This is a genomic window from Methylobacterium sp. Leaf469, assembly GCF_001424745.1.
Lineage (GTDB): Bacteria > Pseudomonadota > Alphaproteobacteria > Rhizobiales > Beijerinckiaceae > Methylobacterium.
Genome location: NZ_LMRE01000023.1, coordinates 157594 through 176423 on the forward strand (window position 1 = coordinate 157594; position 18830 = coordinate 176423).

Annotated in this window: 19 protein-coding genes; 16 read left to right on the top strand and 3 right to left on the bottom strand. The window is 69.5% G+C overall.

The features are described from left to right. The first annotated feature begins 21 nt into the window (after positions 1–21). From ppdK to greA, 6 genes are all read left to right on the top strand, one after another. Positions 22–2715, top strand: coding sequence for a pyruvate, phosphate dikinase (gene ppdK / locus ASG60_RS11940; RefSeq protein ID WP_056305983.1), 2694 nt, complete (start codon positions 22–24; stop codon positions 2713–2715). A gap of 190 nt (positions 2716–2905) precedes the next feature. Then, positions 2906–3160 carry a hypothetical protein gene (locus ASG60_RS11945; protein ID WP_056385741.1) on the top strand — a complete coding sequence of 85 codons (255 nt, stop codon included), beginning with the start codon at positions 2906–2908 and terminating at the stop codon, positions 3158–3160. Positions 3161–3354: 194 nt separating this feature from the next. Further along, positions 3355–4308 (top strand): cell wall hydrolase, encoded by a 954-nt coding sequence (locus tag ASG60_RS11950; protein WP_056362185.1) that lies wholly within the window; start codon positions 3355–3357, stop codon positions 4306–4308. 221 nt (positions 4309–4529) lie between these two features. Then, a complete protein-coding gene (locus ASG60_RS11955; RefSeq protein WP_056385743.1) occupies positions 4530–5117 on the top strand; it encodes a hypothetical protein in 588 nt (195 codons plus the stop codon). An 85-nt stretch (positions 5118–5202) separates the two neighbouring features. Further along, positions 5203–6189: an MDR family oxidoreductase gene (locus ASG60_RS11960; RefSeq protein ID WP_056385744.1), complete on the top strand. Its 987-nt coding sequence runs from the start codon at positions 5203–5205 to the stop codon at positions 6187–6189. A gap of 54 nt (positions 6190–6243) precedes the next feature. Continuing rightward, the gene (gene greA / locus ASG60_RS11965) at positions 6244–6705 is read left to right on the top strand and encodes a transcription elongation factor GreA (RefSeq protein ID WP_056173438.1); all 462 of its coding nucleotides are present in this window, start codon (positions 6244–6246) and stop codon (positions 6703–6705) included. A 9-nt stretch (positions 6706–6714) separates the two neighbouring features. On the opposite strand, the gene ASG60_RS11970 is transcribed toward greA, so the two are convergent. Further along, the gene (locus ASG60_RS11970; protein WP_056385746.1) at positions 6715–7596 is read right to left on the bottom strand and encodes a LysR family transcriptional regulator; all 882 of its coding nucleotides are present in this window, start codon (positions 7594–7596) and stop codon (positions 6715–6717) included. A gap of 145 nt (positions 7597–7741) precedes the next feature. Between ASG60_RS11970 and wrbA the strand changes: the two genes are divergently transcribed. After that, entirely contained in the window at positions 7742–8341 is a 600-nt protein-coding gene (wrbA, locus tag ASG60_RS11975) for an NAD(P)H:quinone oxidoreductase (protein ID WP_056385748.1), read from the top strand. Between the two features lie 146 nt (positions 8342–8487). Here the strand turns inward: wrbA and ASG60_RS11980 are convergent, their stop codons facing one another. Then, complete coding sequence (locus ASG60_RS11980; RefSeq protein WP_056385750.1) at positions 8488–9465, bottom strand: L-threonylcarbamoyladenylate synthase; 978 nt, start codon at positions 9463–9465, stop codon at positions 8488–8490. A gap of 194 nt (positions 9466–9659) precedes the next feature. On the opposite strand from ASG60_RS11980, the gene ASG60_RS11985 reads away from it, so the two are divergent. The 9 genes from ASG60_RS11985 to ASG60_RS12025 all read left to right on the top strand — a co-directional run bounded on the left by ASG60_RS11985 (position 9660) and on the right by ASG60_RS12025 (position 18213). Further along, complete coding sequence (locus ASG60_RS11985) at positions 9660–11411, top strand: acyl-CoA dehydrogenase (RefSeq protein ID WP_056385752.1); 1752 nt, start codon at positions 9660–9662, stop codon at positions 11409–11411. A 72-nt stretch (positions 11412–11483) separates the two neighbouring features. After that, entirely contained in the window at positions 11484–12239 is a 756-nt protein-coding gene (locus ASG60_RS11990) for an enoyl-CoA hydratase-related protein (protein ID WP_056385754.1), read from the top strand. Continuing rightward, positions 12236–13084 carry an SDR family NAD(P)-dependent oxidoreductase gene (locus ASG60_RS11995; RefSeq protein WP_056262199.1) on the top strand — a complete coding sequence of 283 codons (849 nt, stop codon included), beginning with the start codon at positions 12236–12238 and terminating at the stop codon, positions 13082–13084. The genes ASG60_RS11990 and ASG60_RS11995 overlap by 4 nt, the downstream gene beginning before the upstream one ends. 9 nt (positions 13085–13093) lie before the next feature. Beyond that, a complete protein-coding gene (locus ASG60_RS12000) occupies positions 13094–13966 on the top strand; it encodes an NAD(P)-dependent oxidoreductase (RefSeq protein ID WP_056385757.1) in 873 nt (290 codons plus the stop codon). A 10-nt stretch (positions 13967–13976) separates the two neighbouring features. Continuing rightward, entirely contained in the window at positions 13977–14981 is a 1005-nt protein-coding gene (locus ASG60_RS12005; RefSeq protein ID WP_056173463.1) for a magnesium transporter CorA family protein, read from the top strand. A gap of 94 nt (positions 14982–15075) precedes the next feature. Continuing rightward, positions 15076–16758: an MCP four helix bundle domain-containing protein gene (locus ASG60_RS12010; protein ID WP_056386073.1), complete on the top strand. Its 1683-nt coding sequence runs from the start codon at positions 15076–15078 to the stop codon at positions 16756–16758. 105 nt (positions 16759–16863) lie between these two features. Further along, positions 16864–17628, top strand: coding sequence for an SOS response-associated peptidase (locus ASG60_RS12015; RefSeq protein ID WP_056385759.1), 765 nt, complete (start codon positions 16864–16866; stop codon positions 17626–17628). A gap of 144 nt (positions 17629–17772) precedes the next feature. After that, a complete protein-coding gene (locus tag ASG60_RS12020) occupies positions 17773–17976 on the top strand; it encodes a hypothetical protein (RefSeq protein WP_056385761.1) in 204 nt (67 codons plus the stop codon). Between the two features lie 15 nt (positions 17977–17991). Then, entirely contained in the window at positions 17992–18213 is a 222-nt protein-coding gene (locus ASG60_RS12025; protein ID WP_056173476.1) for an alkylphosphonate utilization protein, read from the top strand. A gap of 146 nt (positions 18214–18359) precedes the next feature. On the opposite strand, the gene ASG60_RS12030 is transcribed toward ASG60_RS12025, so the two are convergent. Continuing rightward, positions 18360–18617 (bottom strand): hypothetical protein, encoded by a 258-nt coding sequence (locus tag ASG60_RS12030; RefSeq protein ID WP_056173479.1) that lies wholly within the window; start codon positions 18615–18617, stop codon positions 18360–18362. Positions 18618–18830: the final 213 nt, after the last annotated feature.

The following is an 18830-nucleotide window of genomic DNA, read 5'->3' on the forward strand; positions in this document are numbered from 1 at the left end:
CCAGCAACCGGACGGGTGACGATGGGCAAGTGGGTCTATTCCTTCGGTGACGGCAGGGCCGAAGGCCAGTCGTCCATGCGCAACCTGCTCGGCGGCAAGGGCGCGAACCTCGCCGAGATGTCCAATCTCGGCCTTCCGGTGCCCCCGGGCTTCACCATCACGACCGAAGTCTGCACCGCCTACTACGACAACGCGCAGACCTACCCGGCCGAGCTGAAGGCCGAGGTGGCCGCAGCCCTGGAGGCCGTCGGCAAGCTCACCGGTCGCGGCTTCGGCGATCCGAAGAACCCGCTCCTCGTCTCGGTCCGCTCGGGCGCCCGCGCCTCGATGCCCGGCATGATGGACACGGTGCTCAACCTCGGCCTCAACGACGTCACCGTCGAGGCCCTGGCGACGGGCGCCGGTGACCCGCGCTTCGCCTACGATTCCTACCGGCGCTTCATCACCATGTATTCCAACGTGGTTCTGGGCGTGGAGCACCACGCCTTCGAGGAGGCTTTGGAGCATTACAAGGAGGAGAAGGGCGTCAGCCTCGACACCGAACTCGGGGCAGACGACTGGAAGCATCTCGTCGGGCGCTACAAGGCCATCGTGAAGGCCGAGCACGGTTCCGACTTCCCGCAGGGCGCGGAGGACCAGCTCTGGGGCGCCATCGGTGCCGTGTTCGATTCGTGGATGATCCCGCGCGCCAAGAAATATCGCGAGTTGAACAACATCCCCGAGAGCTGGGGCACGGCCGTCAACGTCCAGGCCATGGTGTTCGGCAACATGGGCGACACATCGGCCACGGGCGTCGCGTTCACCCGCAACCCGTCCACCGGCGAGCGCGCCCTCTACGGCGAGTTTCTGATCAACGCCCAGGGCGAGGACGTGGTGGCGGGCATCCGCACCCCACAGGACATCACCGAGAAGGCTCGGCTTGAGGCCAAGTCCGAAAAGCCGTCGATGGAGCGGGCGATGCCCGAATCCTACGCCGAGTTGGTCCGGATCTACGGTCTCCTCGAGAACCACTACCGCGACATGCAGGACATGGAGTTCACCATCGAGAGCGGCAAGCTCTGGATGCTTCAGACCCGCAACGGCAAGCGCACGGCCAAGGCCGCTTTGCGCATCGCCGTCGATCTCGCGGCGGAGGGTCTGATCACCCAGGAAGAGGCCATCGGCCGGATCGAGCCGGCGGCCCTCGACCAGCTCCTGCACCCAACCATCGACCCGAAGGCTGAGCGCAAGGTGATCGCGTCGGGCCTGCCCGCTTCGCCGGGCGCCGCCACGGGCGAGATCGTGTTCAATTCCGAGGATGCCGAGGCCGCCCGCAAGGCCGAGCGCAAGTGTATCCTGGTGCGCGTGGAGACCTCGCCCGAGGACATCCACGGCATGCACGCCTCCGAGGGCATCCTCACCACGCGCGGCGGCATGACCTCGCACGCAGCCGTGGTGGCGCGCGGCATGGGCAAGCCCTGCGTTTCGGGCTGCGGCACCGTCCGGGTCGATTACAAGGCCGGCACCCTGTCGGTGGCCGGCACGGTTCTGAAGGCCGGCGACAAGATCACCATCGACGGGTCCACCGGTCAGGTGCTGCTGGGCGAGGTGGCGATGCTGGAGCCGTCCCTGTCGGGCGAGTTCGCGACCCTGATGGGTTGGGCCGACAAGGTCCGCACCATGAAGGTCCGAACCAACGCCGACACGCCGACCGACGCCCGCGCCGCCCGCAACTTCGGCGCCGAGGGCATCGGCCTGTGCCGCACCGAGCACATGTTCTTCGAGGGCGACCGCATCGTCGCCGTGCGTGAGATGATCCTCGCCGACGACGCCGAAGGGCGCCGCTCGGCGCTGGCCAAGATCCTGCCCTACCAGCGCCAGGACTTCGTCGAGCTGTTCACGATCATGTCGGGTCTGCCCGTCACGATCCGCCTGCTCGATCCGCCGCTGCACGAGTTCCTGCCGCATACCGACGTGGAGGTGCGGGACGTCGCCAGCAGCATGGGCGTGTCGGAGGACAAGCTGCGCCGTCGGATGACGGAACTGCACGAGTTCAACCCGATGCTGGGCTTTCGTGGGTGCCGCCTCGCCATCGCGTTCCCGGAGATCGCCGAGATGCAGGCCCGCGCCATCTTCGAGGCCGCCGTCCAGGCCGCCAAGGAGACCGGCGCCCCGGTGACCTCGGAGGTGATGGTCCCGCTGGTCTTCACCAAGATGGAGTTCGACATCGTCAAGGCGCGCATCGACGCCATGGCGAAGGCCGTCTCCGAGGAGACCGGCAGCGCGGTGGACTATCAGGTCGGCACCATGATCGAGCTGCCCCGCGCCGCCCTGCGGGCGGGCGACATCGCCGAGACGGCGGAGTTCTTCTCCTTCGGCACCAACGACCTGACCCAGACGGCGCTCGGCATTTCCCGCGACGACGCCGCGACCTTCCTCGGGGCCTACACCCAGAAGGGGATTCTCGCGGCCGACCCGTTCATCTCCATCGATCAGGAGGGGGTCGGCGAACTCGTGCGCATCGGCGTCGAGCGCGGCCGGGCCGTGCGTCCGGACATCAAGCTCGGCATCTGCGGCGAGCACGGCGGCGACCCGGCCTCCATCGGCTTCTGCCAGGAGGTCGGCCTCGACTACGTGTCGTGCTCGCCCTACCGCGTGCCGATCGCCCGCCTCGCTGCGGCACAGGCGGCTCTGGCCGCCCGCGACGCCGCCAAGGACGCCGTCAAGAAGGCCTGATCCGCAGGCTCGATCCGAACTCTTCCGAGTGGCTTCGCGCCGCCCGGGAGAGTCGCGGCGAAATCCATTCAACAAATTGTCGAAAACGCGGCGAACCGATTTCGTGCCGGCACGTTCAGTGCTAGTGCCGATCCATTGCGCGAGCATTCCAGCTCATTGGGGCGGCTGCCATCGCGTGGGAACGCCGGCCATGATCGATACGACGCCCACCCCGCTCTACCTCGACGAAAATTCCGCCGTCACCCCGATCCCGAAGGTGGTCCAGCAGGCCTCCCTCTGGACATTCGGCGGCCTTGCCACCCTGGCGCTGTTCGTGTTCGCCGTCGCCACCCAGAGCGGTGCGGATGCGGAGCGGATCGCCGAGATGCGGACGGGCGGCGACAGCGCACCCTCCGCCCTGGTCAAGGCATTTGCCGTCGCCCACGGACGCCCCGGCACATTCTGAACCAACCGTTGCGGAACGGGCTTAACCGCTCCGCAACCATGCCACGCAAATATGCCTGAACCGGCTGCCGCATAGGGAACCCCTTCGGGTGACCTGATCGGCCGACCGGAACGGTGTTGCGGAACGTGGATCGGTTGGGCGTGGGCACGAAACGGGTACAACGCGATTCGAGCCTGCGCTGGTTCAGCGCCGCCATGGCGCCCTGGGCCGCCGGCATGGGCTTCCTTGTCTCCTTCACGGCCAGCGCCGGCACCGAAGGCGCGACCCGCTCCCTCGCGCACGATGTGCGGATCGCCTCGGCCTTGCCGCACGGGGTCCCCCTCATCGGTGGACGGGTGAGCACCGAGCGGATGCGGGCGGGGCTTCCTGCCGAGCTCGACCGCGGCAATGCTTCGGTTCTGCATGCCAACCTCTCCGGCTCGGCCAACGGCGCCCTCCTGCCGGGACCGGCCGTCTGGAATCCGGAGCTCGAACCGGATCTCGGCTTCGTCCCGCCCCCGGCCGACGGGGAGGAGGCCATCGAGACAAGCGACGGTGCGACGCCCGCGATCCCCCGCGCCGTCGCCCTGTCGTCGACGACCCCGGCCCCGGCCGATGCGACGCCCATCGAGGTCGCGGCCGCGAACCTCGCCATTCCGGGCGGGCTCGCCATTCCGGGGTTCTCGCCGCGCCGCGACGCCGAGGGGCCGGTCGGCGACAGCGCCCGCCATCGCTACGCCGACCTCATCGGTCCCGACGCCCTCGATCGCGAACAGCGCTGCCTCGCCGAAGCCGTCTACTTCGAAGCCCGCAGCGAGCCCGAGGACGGCCAGGCCGCCGTGGCACAGGTGGTGCTGAACCGGGTCAAGAGCGGGCTCTACCCCAGCAACGTCTGCGGTGTGGTCTACCAGAACCGTCACCGCTACATGGGCTGCCAGTTCTCCTTCGCCTGCGAGGGCAAGTCCCTGCGCATCACCGACGGGCCGTCGTGGCAATCGGCCACCCGCATTGCCAGCGCGGTGATCGAGGGACGGACGTACCTCAACGAGGTCGGCGGGGCGACGCATTACCATGCCGATTACGTGAAACCCGGCTGGTCGCGGCGCCTGCGCAAGATGGACGTCATCGGGCGGCACATCTTCTACCAGCTCAAGCGCGGGCAGACCTGAAGGCCGGTCGAGCGCAAACCAATGAGCAAAAGTGATCCGGTTCCATCGAATTCTACCTAAGTAGGGGAGGATCTAAGTAGTCCTAAGCTTAGGTTAATTTTACCCTGAGTCTGAATTCGGCTTGCCCGAGCGGCAACTTGGCTGCCTCTGATACGTCGAGATGCGCGCACCACAACGGCGCCATCCCGCCAGTATCCGCGTCACAGCCCGAGGAAGCCCGCATGACCGCGCCGGTCACCCGATTCATCCCGTTTGCCTCCGCCATCGCCGGCGCCGTTCTGTTCGCAGCCTCCGCCCAGGCAGGCGGCTGTGGCGGTGCCGAATGCTACCGCCACGTCTCGACCCCGCCGGTCTACGGCGCCGTGTCCGAGCGCGTCCTCGTGCGCCCGGCCGAGACCGTCTACCGCACGATCCCGCCGATCTACGAGACCGTGTCCGAGCGCGTCGTCGTCAGCCCGGGCGGCCGGGTCTGGCAGACCCGTCGCGATCCCTACGGCGAGCTCGTCGGTTGCTGGGTCGACGTGCCGCCGCAATACTCGGTGCGCCATCGCCGGGTGCTGGTCCAGCCGGCCCAATCGATCCCCGAGACGATCCCGGCCGAGTACGCCAGCGTCCGCCGCCGCGTCCTCGTGCAGCCGGCCCGCGCCGGATGGGTCCCGGCCAATTACGGCAACGGCGGCGGCTATCCGGGCGTCTACGGACCCCGCATCGGCTCGATCCCGGATGCCGTCGGCATCGCCGGCGCCAGCTCGGCGGATATCGGCGTCGGCCTCGGTTTCTCGACGGGCAGCATCTACGACGGGTACTGAGACGCCTGACGCCCCGGCCAAGCCGGCCGGGGCGGTTGATTCCGCCCGGCCATGCCACACCTCCCTGCTGACGCGGGAGGTGCGCATGGACCGGTTCAAGGCGTGGGTGGTCGAGAAGACCCAGACGGGGCAAGCCCTGACGTTCCGCGATTTCGACGCGGCCGACCTCATGGAAGGCGACGTCACCGTCCGGGTCACCCATTCCACCGTGAACTACAAGGACGGACTGGCCATGACCGGACGCTCGCCGGTGGTGCGCCGCTTCCCGATGATCCCCGGCATCGACTTCTCCGGTGTGGTCGAGGCGTCGGATCACCCGAATTACGCCCCCGGCGATGCGGTGATCCTCACGGGCTGGGGCGTTGGTGAGACCCATCTCGGCGCCTATGCGGAGCGGGCGCGGGTGAAGGGCGACTGGCTCGTGCCCCTGCCGGAAGGGCTCGATGCAGCCGACGTCATGGCCATCGGCACCGCGGGCTACACGGCGATGCTGTGTCTCATGGCCCTTGAACATCACGGCGCTCGGCCCGGCGACGGTCCCGCCTTGGTCACCGGCGCATCCGGCGGCGTCGGCTCCGTCGCCGTGGCGCTGCTCGCCCGGGCCGGCTGGCAGGTCATCGCCTCCACGGGCCGGGCCGGCGAGGAGGATTACCTCCGCGGTCTCGGCGCCACGGAGATCCTCGACCGTGCCGAACTCTCGTCCCCGGGCAAACCCCTGGCGAAGGAGCGTTGGGCCGTCGCCATCGACGCCGTCGGCTCCGTGACCCTCGCCAACGTGCTCGCCGGGACCAAGGCGGACGGCGCCGTCGCCGCCTGCGGGCTCGCCCAGGGCATGGACCTGCCGACCTCCGTGGCACCGTTCATCCTGCGCGGCGTGTCGCTCCTCGGCATCAACAGCGTGACCACGCCGCTGCCGAAACGCCGCGCGGCGTGGGCGCGCCTCGCCAGCGACCTCGACCGCACGGCCTTGGCCGCGATGACCACGACGGTGCCCCTGGCCGAGGTGGATCGCCTCGCCGAACGGATCCTTTCGGGCGGCGTACGCGGACGGACGGTGGTGACCGTTCCTTAAACGGATCGTCGGTCGGGGCGGAACTTAGCCGTACCGAGGCGCATTGCTGGTTTCATGAGCAGTGCATTTGTCAAAGAGACCGAAGGCGGCGAAGCCTTCGAGGATCTCCCCGATCGCCCCATCTCGGAGCACCCGAACTTCGTCACACCCGAGGGGTTGGCGCAGATCGAGGCCGAGGTCGCCCGCCTGCGCGATGCGTTCTCGGCCCTGACGCCCGACGCCAAGGCGGACGAGTCCCGCGTGACCCGCGACCTGCATTACTGGACGGCGCGGCTGGGTTCGGCCCAGCTCGTCGAGGTCGAGCCCGGCGACGTGGTGCGGTTCGGCTCCACCGTGACCATCGCCCGCGCGGACGAGAGCCACCAGAGCTTTCGTATCGTGGGCGAAGACGAGGCGGATCCGACCCAGGGCAGCCTGTCCTACGTTTCGCCGATGGCACGGGCCCTGACCGGCAAGGGCGTCGGCGACACCGTCGAGGTGAACGGCCAGGAGATCGAGATCATCGAGACCAAGTAGGCTCGGAGATCATCGAGGCTGAGCCGTCTTGCCCTCGATCCCGGGGCGCAACGTCACGATTTCCTCAGTCATGAAATCCATGAAGGCCCGGACCCGCGCGGCATGGCGCAGGTCCGGATGGGTCAGGAGCCACAGGCCGGCGGACAGCTCCGGCAGGTGGTCCGACAGCCGCACGAGACCCGGGCGTGCGTCGGCCGACCAGCAGGGGAGGGGACCGACGCCGATGCCGGCCTCCACCGCCTCGCGCAGGCCCAGCACCGTGTTGAGGGTGAGGACCACGCGCTCGGCGGCGGCATGGCTCTCGCGGAACCGTACGAAACGTCCACCCGCCACACCGTCACCCGGCACCACCCACGGACATTCCTCCGTCGGTCGCCCGGTGAACTCGGACCGCCCGTAGACGGCCCAGGCGATGGTGGCGAGCCGGCGCCCGACCAGGTTCGCGGCGGGTGTATCGCTGGCGCGCAGCGCCACGTCCGCGTCGTGGCGCGACAGGTTGAGGGCCTCCTCCGAAACCAGCAGGTGCAGGCGGATGCGCGGGTAGCGCACGGTGAACCGGGCCAGCACCGGCATCAGCATATCGGCGACGAGACCCGCCGGGGTGGTGATTCGAAGGTCGCCCACGGGACTGCGATCCTGCCCGGCGAGTTCGCGGGTAAAGCGCGCGACGTCGGCTTCCATCCGCCCGGCAGCCTCCACCATGGCGAGACCGGCGCCCGTCAGTGCGTAGCCGGCGCGGTGACGGTCGAACAGCGTCGTGTCGAGGGCTGCCTCGATCCCGGCGAGACGACGGAACGCCGTCGAGGGATTGATGCCGAGATGCTCGGCCGCCCGCGCCAGGCCGCCGTGTTCAGCGACGCTGCGCACGAGGCGAAAATCGTCCCAGTCCATTCCGTCGGCTCCGATCGTGCATTCCTGCAAAGATCGTTTTGCAGAACAGGGCGTTTTCGCAAAGGCAGTTCCGAGCGATAAGGCGCGGCGAAACGCGTGCCGGCTCCGATGGGCCGACCCGTGCCACACCGTAGGAGACGACCCGATGACCAAGGTTCTGGTGCTGTACTATTCGTCGTGGGGCCACGTGGAGAAGATGGCCGAGGCCGTCGCCGAGGGCGTTCGCGAGGCCGGGGCCGAGGTCACGATCAAGCGCGTGCCGGAACTGGTGCCCGAGGAGGTCGCCCGCCAATCGCACTACAAGCTCGATCAGGCCGCCCCCATCGCGGCGGTGGACGAACTCCCGGACTACGACGCCATCATCTTCGGTACCCCGACCCGTTACGGCAACATGGCCGCGCAGATGAAGCAGTTCATCGATCAGACCGGCGGCCTCTGGGCCAAGGGCGCACTCGTCGGCAAGGTCGGCTCGGCCTTCACCTCGACGGCGAGCCAGCATGGCGGCCAGGAGACGACACTGACGAGCTTCCACACGGTGCTGCTGCACCACGGCATGGTGGTGGTCGGCCTGCCCTACGCGTTCCAGGGCCAGATGGGTGTCGACGAGGTGAAGGGCGGCTCGCCCTACGGCGCCACCACCCTGGCGGACGGCGACGGCTCGCGCCAGCCGAGCGCCACGGATCTGGCCGGTGCCCGCTACCAGGGCCGCCACGTCGCCGCCATCGCCGCGAAACTCGCCGGCTGACGCGACGCCGGGGATTCCCACCCAAGAAAAAAGGCTCGGATCGCTCCGAGCCTTGAGAGGCAAAAGGCCATTTGGGGGCTGAACTGGCCTTCGTGCTGGTCAAACGGACCGACGGTCCGCAAGGTTCCACCCCCGTTGAAAAGATTTCAGCGCGGAGCCGCGGCACGGCGCAGGCGATCGTTGATCGCTTCGCCGAGTCCCGTCTGCGGGATCGGCGCTACGGCGATGGATTCCGTGCCCGAGGCATCGAGACTCCGCAGGGCGGAGAACAGGTTGGCGGCCGCCTCGGTGAGATCGCCGCCCGGGCTGAGGTCGAGGGAGACGTACGCGTCCATGACCGCGGGCATCCCGCCGAACCGCAGCACGGCCTCGCCGGCCGCCACCGTCGTCGCGTCGAGGCGCACACGGGCACGGGGCGCATAGTGCGAGGCGAGGAGGCCCGGCCCGATGGGACGCGCGCTATCGTCCGGAGCCGGGCCGGCGACGGCGTAGCCCAAGATGCGTTCGAGGTCGCCCCGCGTCACCCCGCCCGGCCGGAGCAGGCGCGGGGAACCGTCGAGGCAGGCGACCACCGTCGATTCCACCCCCACCGGCGCCGTACCCCCGTCGAGGATCGCATCGATCCGCCCATCGAGGTCGGCACGCACATGCGCGGCACGGGTGGGGCTGACCCGGCCCGAGCGGTTGGCCGACGGCGCCGCCACGGGTCGTCCGACCCGGGCGAGGAGATCGCGGGCGATGGTGTTGCCCGGCACCCGCAACGCCACGCTCGCCAGGCCGGCGCGGGCGAGATCGCAGACGGTGCAACCCGGGCCGGCCGGGACCACGAGGGTGAGGGGACCGGGCCAGAACGCGTTCGCGAGGGCCAGGGCGGCGTCATCGAACACCCCCTGCACCTGGGCCGCGGCGAGATCCGCCAGATGCGCGATGAGGGGATTGAACCGCGGGCGTTCCTTGGCGGCGTAGATCAGGGCCACGGCCGTCGGGTCGGTAGCATCGGCGCCGAGGCCGTAGACGGTCTCCGTCGGGAAGGCGACGGTGCGTCCGAGCCCCAGCAGCCGTGCGGCCTCCAGAATGCCGGCCTCGTCGGCGGCGAGGCGCAGGCTTGACCGGAGATCGTTCATATCTAAACTATCCCTGGAGAGCGGAGCGGCTGGGCCGGGTTAAGCCGTTGCCCCATTGAAGCTTCCCCGCGCAGGGCGATCTCGGAGCCGGCCGGTGCTCTAGCGTCCGGCCGAGGCTTGCGTCAAACACGGGCGGCGAACGATAAGCCAAGCGCATCAAGCGCGACACAAGAAGACGCTCATAGGGAGCTTCCATGACCTACCGCGCCCCGGTCTCCGAGATGCTGTTCGCCCTGCGCCACGTCGCCGGACTGGACGCGACCCTGGGCGAGGCCCTGACGCTTGACGATGTCCGGACCATCCTGGACGAGGCGGCCCGCGTCGCCGACGGCGTCATCGCACCCCTGAACCGCGTCGGCGACCGCCACGGCACGCCCCTTACCGACGGCGCCATCACCACCGCGCCGGGCTGGCGCGAGGCCTACCGGACCTGGACGGAGGGCGGCTGGAACGGCCTGTCCGCCGATCCGGACCACGGCGGCCAGGGCCTGCCGCTCCTCCTCAACGCCGCCTGCACGGAGATGTGGAACGCGGCCAGCATCGCGTTCGGCCTGTGCCCGCTGCTCACCGCCGGCGGCATCGAGGCCCTGGCGCAGCACGGGTCCGAGGATCTGAAGGCGCGCTATCTCGGCAAGCTCGTCTCGGGGGAGTGGACCGCGACCATGAACCTGACGGAGCCGCAGGCGGGCTCCGATCTCGCCCTGCTGCGCAGCCGCGCCGAGCCCGTCGGCGATGGCCGCTACCGCATCGTCGGCGCGAAGATCTACATCACCTACGGCGAGCACGATCTCACCGACAACATCGTCCACCTCGTGCTCGCCCGTCTCAAGGACGCACCGGCGGGCACCCGCGGCATCTCGCTGTTCCTCGTGCCCAAGATCCTGCCCGACGGCAGCCGCAACGACCTGCGGTGCTCGGGGCTCGAGCACAAGCTCGGCATCCATGGCTCGCCGACCTGCTCCATGGCCTTCGGCGACGCGGGCGGCGCCATTGGCTGGCTCATCGGCGAGGAGAACCGCGGCCTCGCCTGCATGTTCACGATGATGAACTCGGCCCGGCTCAATGTCGGCCTGCAGGGCGTCGGCATCGCCGAGCGGGCGACGCAGGCCGCCCTTACCTACGCTCGCGAGCGCCGCCAGGGAAAAGCGCCGGGCGCGCAAGGCCCGAGCGCCATCGTCGCGCATGCCGACGTCCAGCGCATGCTGCTGACCATGAAGGCCTACACGGCGGCCGCCCGCGGCATCTGCTACCTCACCGCCGCCGCCCTCGACGCGGCAAAGGGACCGGAAGGGCAGGGCGCGCACGATCGCGCTTCGCTCCTCACCCCCGTCGCCAAGGCGTTCTCCACGGACATCGCCAACGAAGTCACGTCGCTGGGCGTGCAGGTCCATGGCGGCATGGGCTTCGTCGAGGAGACGGGGGCGGCCCAGCACATGCGCGACGCCCGCATCCTCGGGATCTACGAGGGCACCAACGGCATTCAGGCCATCGACCTCGTCAGCCGTAAGCTGCCGCTCCAGGGCGGGGCCACGGTTCGGGCCCAGATCGCCGGCCTGCGCCGCGTGGCGGAGGGGCTCCTGAAGGATGCCGATTCGGCCTACGGCCATATGGCGGCCCGCTTGCGCGCCGGCATCGAGAGCCTCGACCGGGCCACCAGCTTTCAGCTGGCGGCGCTCGCCTCGAACCGTCCGGAGACGGCGCTCGCCGGGGCGACGCCGTATCTGCGCCTGTTCGGCCTCGTCCAGGGCGCGGCCTGCCTCGCGCGGGAAGCCCGCGCCGCACGGGCCGCCCTCCAGGCCGGCGAGACCGATCCAGCCCATGCCGGGCGGATCGCCCTGGCGCGGTTCTTCGCCGAGAACGAGCTGACGGCGGCGAGCGGCCTCGCCGACAGCGTCATCGACGGCGGTGGCTTCACCGAGACGGCAGCCCTCGCCCTGGCGGGGTGAGCGCGGGACGCCCCTCCCGCGGAGGGGAACGGGACCGCGCGCAGGGAACGGCAAGACAGGCGAGTCAGCACCATGACCGAGCACGTCGTCATCGAAGACACCGGCGGCGTCCGCCTCATCCGCCTGGACCGGCCCGATAAGCTCAACGCCCTGACGAGCGCCATGTACGACACCCTGCGCGAGGCCCTGGCGGAGGCCGACGCGTCGGAGGCCATCGGCGCCGTGGTGTTTTCCGGCTCGCCCGGAGCGTTCAGCGCCGGCAACGACCTGTCCGACTTCGTCGAGGCCTCGCGGCACCCGTTCGAGGATTCGCCGGCCCTGCACTTCATCCGGCAGCTCGCCCGGACCCGGACGCCCATGGTGGCGGCCGTCGATGGGGTGGCGGTCGGCATCGGCGCGACGCTCACCCTGCATTGCGACCTCGTCTACGCCAGCCCGGCGGCGCGCTTCCGCATGCCGTTCGTGGAACTCGGCCTCGTACCGGAGGCGGGATCGAGCTACCTGCTCCCACGCCGGATCGGCCTGCAGCGCACCACCGAAATCCTGCTGTTCTCGGAAGCCTACGATGCCGACGAGGCCGTGCGTCTCGGGCTCGCCAACGCCGTCGTTCCGGCCGACCTGCTCCTCGACCACGCGCTCGCCAAGGCCGCCCGCCTCGCCGCCCTGCCGGGGGGACCGCTGCAGGCGACGCGCGCCCTGATCCGGGGGGATCAGGCCGCCCTGGAGGCGGCGGTGGAGACGGAGGCTGTGGCCTTCGAGGCTCGCCTGCGCTCGCCGGAGGCTCAAGGCGCCTTCGCGGCCTTCCTCAACCGGTCGCGCAAGGCGTGAGCCCGGCGCCCGATCTTCGCGCCAAGGTCTGCCTCGTCGCCGGGGCATCGCGGGGCGTCGGGCGCGGCATCGCCCAGGCACTCGGCGAGGCCGGCGCCACGGTGATCGTCACCGGCCGCTCCAGCGAGACCGGCCCGCGCACGGACGGACGGCCCGAGACCGTGGAGGACACAGCCCGAATGGTCGACGCCGCCGGCGGCACCGGCCACCACTACCTCTGCGACCACACCAGTGAGCGGGCCGTCGACACCCTGGTCCACTGGGCCTTGCGCCGCTTCGGCCGGATCGATGTGGCCGTCTCCAGCGTCTGGGGCGGGGCCGAGGGCTATGACGGCGAGCGCTATCCCGACGGGGCCGCCTGGGGCACCCCGTTCTGGCGCCGCTCGGCCGAGCCATTCTCGGAGTTCTTCGGCAGCGGACCCTATCCGGCACTGCTGCTCGCCCGCGCGGTGGCGCCCGCCATGGTCGCGGCGAAAGCCGGCCTCGTCGCCATCGTGTCGTTCGACACTGGGCCCGGCTACCTCGGCGACGTGTTCTACGATCTGGCCAAGGCGACCACCAACCGCCTCGCCTTCGCCTGCGCGCAGGAACTGGCGCCGCACGGTGTCACGGCCCTCGGCCTGTCGCCGGGCTTCGTCCGCACCGAACGGGTGATCGATGTCGGGCACGCCGACATGGCCACGGAGAGCCCGCTCTATGCTGGCCGCGCGCTGGCGGCGCTCGCCGCCGACCCGGACGTCGCCGCGCAGGCCGGGCGCATCCTGCATGCGGGCGACCTCGCCGCCCGGTACGGCTTCACCGATGCCGACGGCACGCGCCCGGCGCGCTTCCACATCGGACCCTGAGAGGACGCCATGACGGGACCCAGCAGCGGATCACTGAAGGGCAAGACCCTGTTCATCACCGGCGCCTCGCGCGGCATCGGGCTCGCCATCGGCCTGCGGGCGGCGCGGGACGGCGCCAACGTCGCCATCGCGGCCAAGACCGACGTGGCCCATCCGAAGCTGGAGGGCACCATCCACACGGCCGCCGCCGCCATCGAGGCTGCGGGGGGGCGGGCCCTGCCGCTGATCGTGGACGTGCGCGACGAGGACGGCGTCGCCGCCGCCATCGCCACCACGGCGAACACCTTCGGGGGGATCGACATCGTCGTGAACAACGCCAGCGCCATTTCGCTGACCCGTACGCCCGAGACGGAGATGAAGCGCTTCGACCTCATGCACGGGATCAACACGCGTGGGACCTACATGGTGTCCAAGTATGCGATCCCGCATCTCGAAAAGTCCGAGAACCCTCATATCCTGATGCTGTCGCCGCCCCTCGACATGGCGGAGAAATGGTTCGCGCCGCACCTCGCCTACACCATGGCGAAGTTCGGCATGTCGCTCTGCGTCCTTGGGTTGGCGGGCGAACTGCGCCGTCAGGGCATCGCGGTGAACGCCCTGTGGCCGCGCACCACCATCGCGACGGCGGCGGTGAGGAACCTTCTCGGCGGCGAAGCCCTGATGCAGGCGAGCCGCACGCCCGAGATCATCGCGGACGCGGCCCACGCCCTGTTCGGCCTGCCGGCCCAGGAGACCACCGGGCGCTTTCTTATCGACGACACGTTCCTGGCGGAGCAGGGTGTCACGGACTTTACAAAATACCGCGTCACACCCGACGTCCCCCTTGCTCCGGACTTCTTCGTACCGGATGCGAGTTCACCGCCTCCCGGGGCCCTCGCCTGAGACGTAACCCGTGATCTTCATCCACCAGCCGGTCGCCGGCGCCGGGCAGACCCTGCTCGAGCGCACCTCCCTCGAATTGCAGGACCCGATCCCCGACGACACCGTGTGGCTCGACATGATCCGCCCGACCCGGGAGGAGGATCTGAAGGTCGAGGCCTTCATGGGCATCTCGGTGCCGACCCGCGAGGAGATGAAGGACATCGAGCCCTCCGAGCTCCTCTACGTCGAGGACGGGGCGCGCTACATGACCGGCCGGGTGCTGAGCAAGGTCAGCGACGGCGACGAGCCGGGGCTGGCCGGCATCACCTTCATCCTGCGCGGCAACCGCCTCGTCACCGTGCGCTACGAGGAGCCGCAGGCGTTCCGGATGTACACCCAGCGCGCCGGGCGCTCGACGGGCAACGGGCCCTCCGCCATCCCGTCCGGCGAGACCATCCTCGCCGGCCTCATCGAGACGGTGATCGACCGGGCGGCGGACGTGCTCCAGCTCCAAGGCGAGCGCATCGACCGCCTGTCGGGCAAGATCTTCGAGGAGAAGGCCGACCCGTCCGCCCGCAACACCGCCCTGCAGGACACGCTGCGGGCACTCGGGCGCCACGGCGACCTGATCTCGAAACAGCGCGAGAGCCTCGTTTCCATGGAGCGCATCCTGCTCTCGCTCTCGGCGACCTACCGCACCGCCAAGGCCCCGCGCGAGCTGCGCGAGGACGTGCGCTCGACCCTGCGCGATCTCCAGTCCCTCGAGGAGCACGCCACCTTCCTGTCCTCGAAGATCCAGTTCCTCCTCGACGCGACCCTCGGCCTCGTGAACCTCGAGCAGAACAACATCATCAAGCTGTTCTCGGTGATGGCGGTGGTGTTCATGCCCCCGACCCTCATCGCCTCGATCTACGGCATGAACTTCAAGGCAATGCCGGAACTCGACTGGGGTCTCGGCTACCCGATGGCGGTGGTGATGATGGTGGTCGCCGCCGTGCTACCTTACGTGTTCTTCCGCTGGAAGCGCTGGTTGTAGCTGCGTATTCGAACCAACCCGTTAAGGATGTCGCGGCATCATGCCGGAATTCAGCGTGCTCCGGTGGCCGGTCGCACGTTTTCGGAGCGGGTCGATGGCACTGCAGAAAGTAACTATCCGGGCGAAGCTGATTGCCAGTTTCTCGATCATCACGGCATTCATCCTCGGGATCGGCTGGCTCGGAGTGACGGGGTTGTCTCGGGTCGATGCTCTACTCACCGATGTTCAGACCAACTGGCTCCCGAGCATCCAGACGAGTGGACGCATCGACACGGCGCTCGCGCGCTACACCACCAGCCTGCTGCGCACCACGCAGACGACCGATGCGGCCGACCGGGCGAAGATCGACGCCGACATGGGCAAACGGCGCGAGCAGATCACCGCCCTCACGAAGGCCTACGAGCGGCTGATCAGTTCCGAGACCGAGCGCGCGCAGTTCGAAACCTTTCGCAAGGAGGTGAACGGCTTTCTCGCCGTCGCCGACCGGATCGCCGCGGCGGCGCGGAACGGCAGCGACGGCTACAACCTCTACCTGTCCGAAGCGGTCGAGCCGCGTCGGCGGGCCTCGACGGCCCTGGAGAAGCTCATCGAGATCAACGATGCCGGTGCCCTCAAGGCGCATGAGGAAGGCAACGCCCTCACGGCACGGACGAAGACCATCGCGTTGACGGCCCTCACCCTCGCGGTTGCCCTCGCCCTCGTTCTCGCGATCCTGATCGTCCGCAGCGTCACCCATGGCATCGACGCCGTGGTTCGGCCGATGACCGGCCTGACGAAGGGCGACCTCGCGGTGACGATCCCTCACCAGGGCACCGGCACCGAGATCGGCCGCATCGCCGACTCCGTTCAGATCTTCAAGGACGGGCTCATTCGAATGAAACGCCTGGAAGACGAAACCGCCCAGGCCCGCGCGGGCGCCGAGGCCCAGCGCCGACGAGCCATGCAGGAAATGGCCGAGGCGTTCGAGCGCGCCGTCGTCGGCGTTGTGGCCTCCGTCGGTCGGTCCGCCGCCGACCTGCAGGCGACCGCGCAGGCCATGAGCGGCACCGCCACCGAAACCGCGAGCCAGTCGGTCTCCGTGGCTGCCGCCGCCGAGGAGGCCGCGTCCAACGTCGAGACGGTCGCGGCGGCCGCCGAGGAACTCGGTTCGTCCGTTCAGGAGATCGGCCGCCAGGTGCAGGGTTCGGCCGAACTCGCCGGAGTGGCCGTGCGCGAGGCGGGTGCCACCGCCGCCCTGGTTCAGGAACTCAGCGGCGCGACGGCGCGCATCGGCGACGTGGTCAAGCTCATCGCCGACATCGCCTCGCAGACGAACCTTCTGGCGCTCAACGCCACCATCGAGGCAGCGCGGGCCGGCGAGGCGGGCCGGGGTTTCGCCGTGGTGGCCACGGAAGTGAAGGAACTCGCGGGCCAGACCGCCCGTGCCACCGACGAGATCGGCACGCAGATCGCCCGGATCCAGGGCGCCACGGGCGAGAGCGTGCGGGCCATCGAGGCGATCCGCGGACGCATCGGCGAGATCAGCACGGTCGCGACCTCAATCGCGGCGGCTGTCGAGGAGCAGGGCGCGGCGACCCAGGAGATCGTGCGCAACGTGGCGCAAGCCGCGACCGGCACCGGAGAGGTCACGGCGAACATCGCGGGCGTAGCGGCCGCCGCCGAGGAGACGGGTGCGGCGGCAAGCCAGGTGCTGGCCTCCGCGTCCGACCTCTCGCGCCAGTCGGAGCATCTCGGCGCGGAAGTCGAACGCTTCCTTTCCAGCGTGCGCGCGGCCTGACCGTGAATCACCGGAGGCGCACCCCGCACCTCCGGTGACCGTGCCCGTCGATCTCGACCTTCGCCGCCCCTTGCCGAACCGGACTGGATTTCCGATCGTCCCGTCATGTGTGGACGCTACTTCGCTCTCCAGTCGCCAGAACTCTACCGGCGGTTCTACGGCTATGCCGAGCAACCGAACTTTCCGGCGCGTTACAACATCGCCCCGACCCAGCCGGTGCCGATCGTGCACGTCGAGAACGGGAGCCGGCATTTCCGGCTCGTGCGCTGGGGCCTGTGGCCGAGCTGGCTCAAGGATCCGAAGGACTTTCCCCTCGTCATCAACGCACGTGTGGAGACGATGACCGAGAAGCCGACGTTTCGTGGGGCCCTGCGCCACCGCCGCTGCGTCTTCCTCGCCGACGGGTTCTACGAGTGGCGCCGCGAAGGCACGGGCAAGACGGCGACGAGGACGCCGTTCATGATCCGCCGGGCCGACGGGGCGCCGATGGCGCTCGCCGGTCTGTGGGAGAACTGGCTCGGGGCCGACGGCTCGGAGATCGATACGGCAGCCATCGTCACCACGGGGGCCAACGGGCTCATGGCGGCGGTCCATGACCGCATGCCGGCGATCCTGTCTCGCGATCAGGTCGAGCCCTGGCTCGACACGCGCGGCGTCGAGCCTGCTTCGGCCGCCGCCCTGTGCCGGCCGTGCCCGGACGACTGGCTGACCCTCGATCCCGTGAGCCCGCGCGTGAACGACGCCCGCAACGATGAGCCGGACCTCGTCGTGCCGCTGGAGCAGCCGAGCGTTGCACCCGAGGCCCCCGGCATACCGGCGAAGGATCGGCCGCGCTCCAGCGACGAGGATGCGCAGGGCTCGCTGTTCTGAGATCGGCCGCTCCGAAGGGCGCCGTGATTTCCGACGTTGCGTCGGGGGGCCAAAGGCGGCATCGCTCGCAACACTGCGTGCGGGGCCGAGACGGTCCATCGGCCGGTTCGGCCCCGCCCGACCACAGAACGGGGAGACGAGACCATGACGCCCGAGGACATCACCGACCTGAACCGGGCACGTGCCAGTCTGGCCCGGCAGCGCAGCGCCCTGTCGAAGCGCATCGGCGCCAGCGAACTCGCCGCCGCTTCGGCCGCCGAAGACCTGATGCGCATCCTCCTCGCCATCGAGGCGGTCGACCGGGCCCTGACCGATGCGGGACAGCCCTACACCCCGCCGATGGCCTAACGGCGCGACACGATCATGGACGAGACCAAGGATTCGAACGGCACCAAGCTCGCGGACGGCGATGCGGTGACCCTGATCAAGGACCTCAAGGTGAAGGGAACCTCGACGACCCTGAAGCGCGGGACCCTGATCAAGAACATCCGCCTGACCGGCGATCCCGAGGAGATCGAGTGCAACGCCGAGAAGGTCAAAGGCTTGGTTCTGAAGACACAGTTCCTGAAGAAGGCCTCGTCCTGAGGCGAACCCGGTCCTGAGGCGAACCCGGTCCTGAGGCGAACCCGGTCCTGAGGCGAACCCGGTCCTGAGGCGAACCCGGTCCTGAGGCGAACCCAGGCGCGGGCGGCCGTTCCTTCGGACCGGCCGCCCCGGGAGCCTTGGTCTCTTCAGTCGCCCGTCACGGCGCTCGGCACGCGGATCGGCGAACGGGTCAGGCTCCGGATCGGCTTCAGCGGCCGGCCCGACTTCTCGGCGATGACCCGGTCCTGCTCCTCGATGATCTCCCGCGCCGGGGCATCGCCGTCGAGGCCGCCGAGGATTTCCATGGGGACGCGCCGGTTCGAGGCGCGGGACTCGTCCTCGTAGAGGACATCGAACAGGACGGAGCCACGCTCCTGCGGTTTCGACTTCGTGCGTTTGGCCATGACGGGACGATGCTCGGACGCTGGAACAAAGGGATAGGGCAAAAGCCAACGGCCACGGAGAGGCCCGAGGTGCGCGTACATCCGGCGTCACCCCAAACCGTCATCGTGGCCGTCTCCGGTCGAGCGACGTGGGTCGCGACCGGCATGGGCCTTAGATGGGATCGCGACGGGCGGTTGGCAACCCGTTTCGGGGCCGGCCGTGCCGACTCCCTG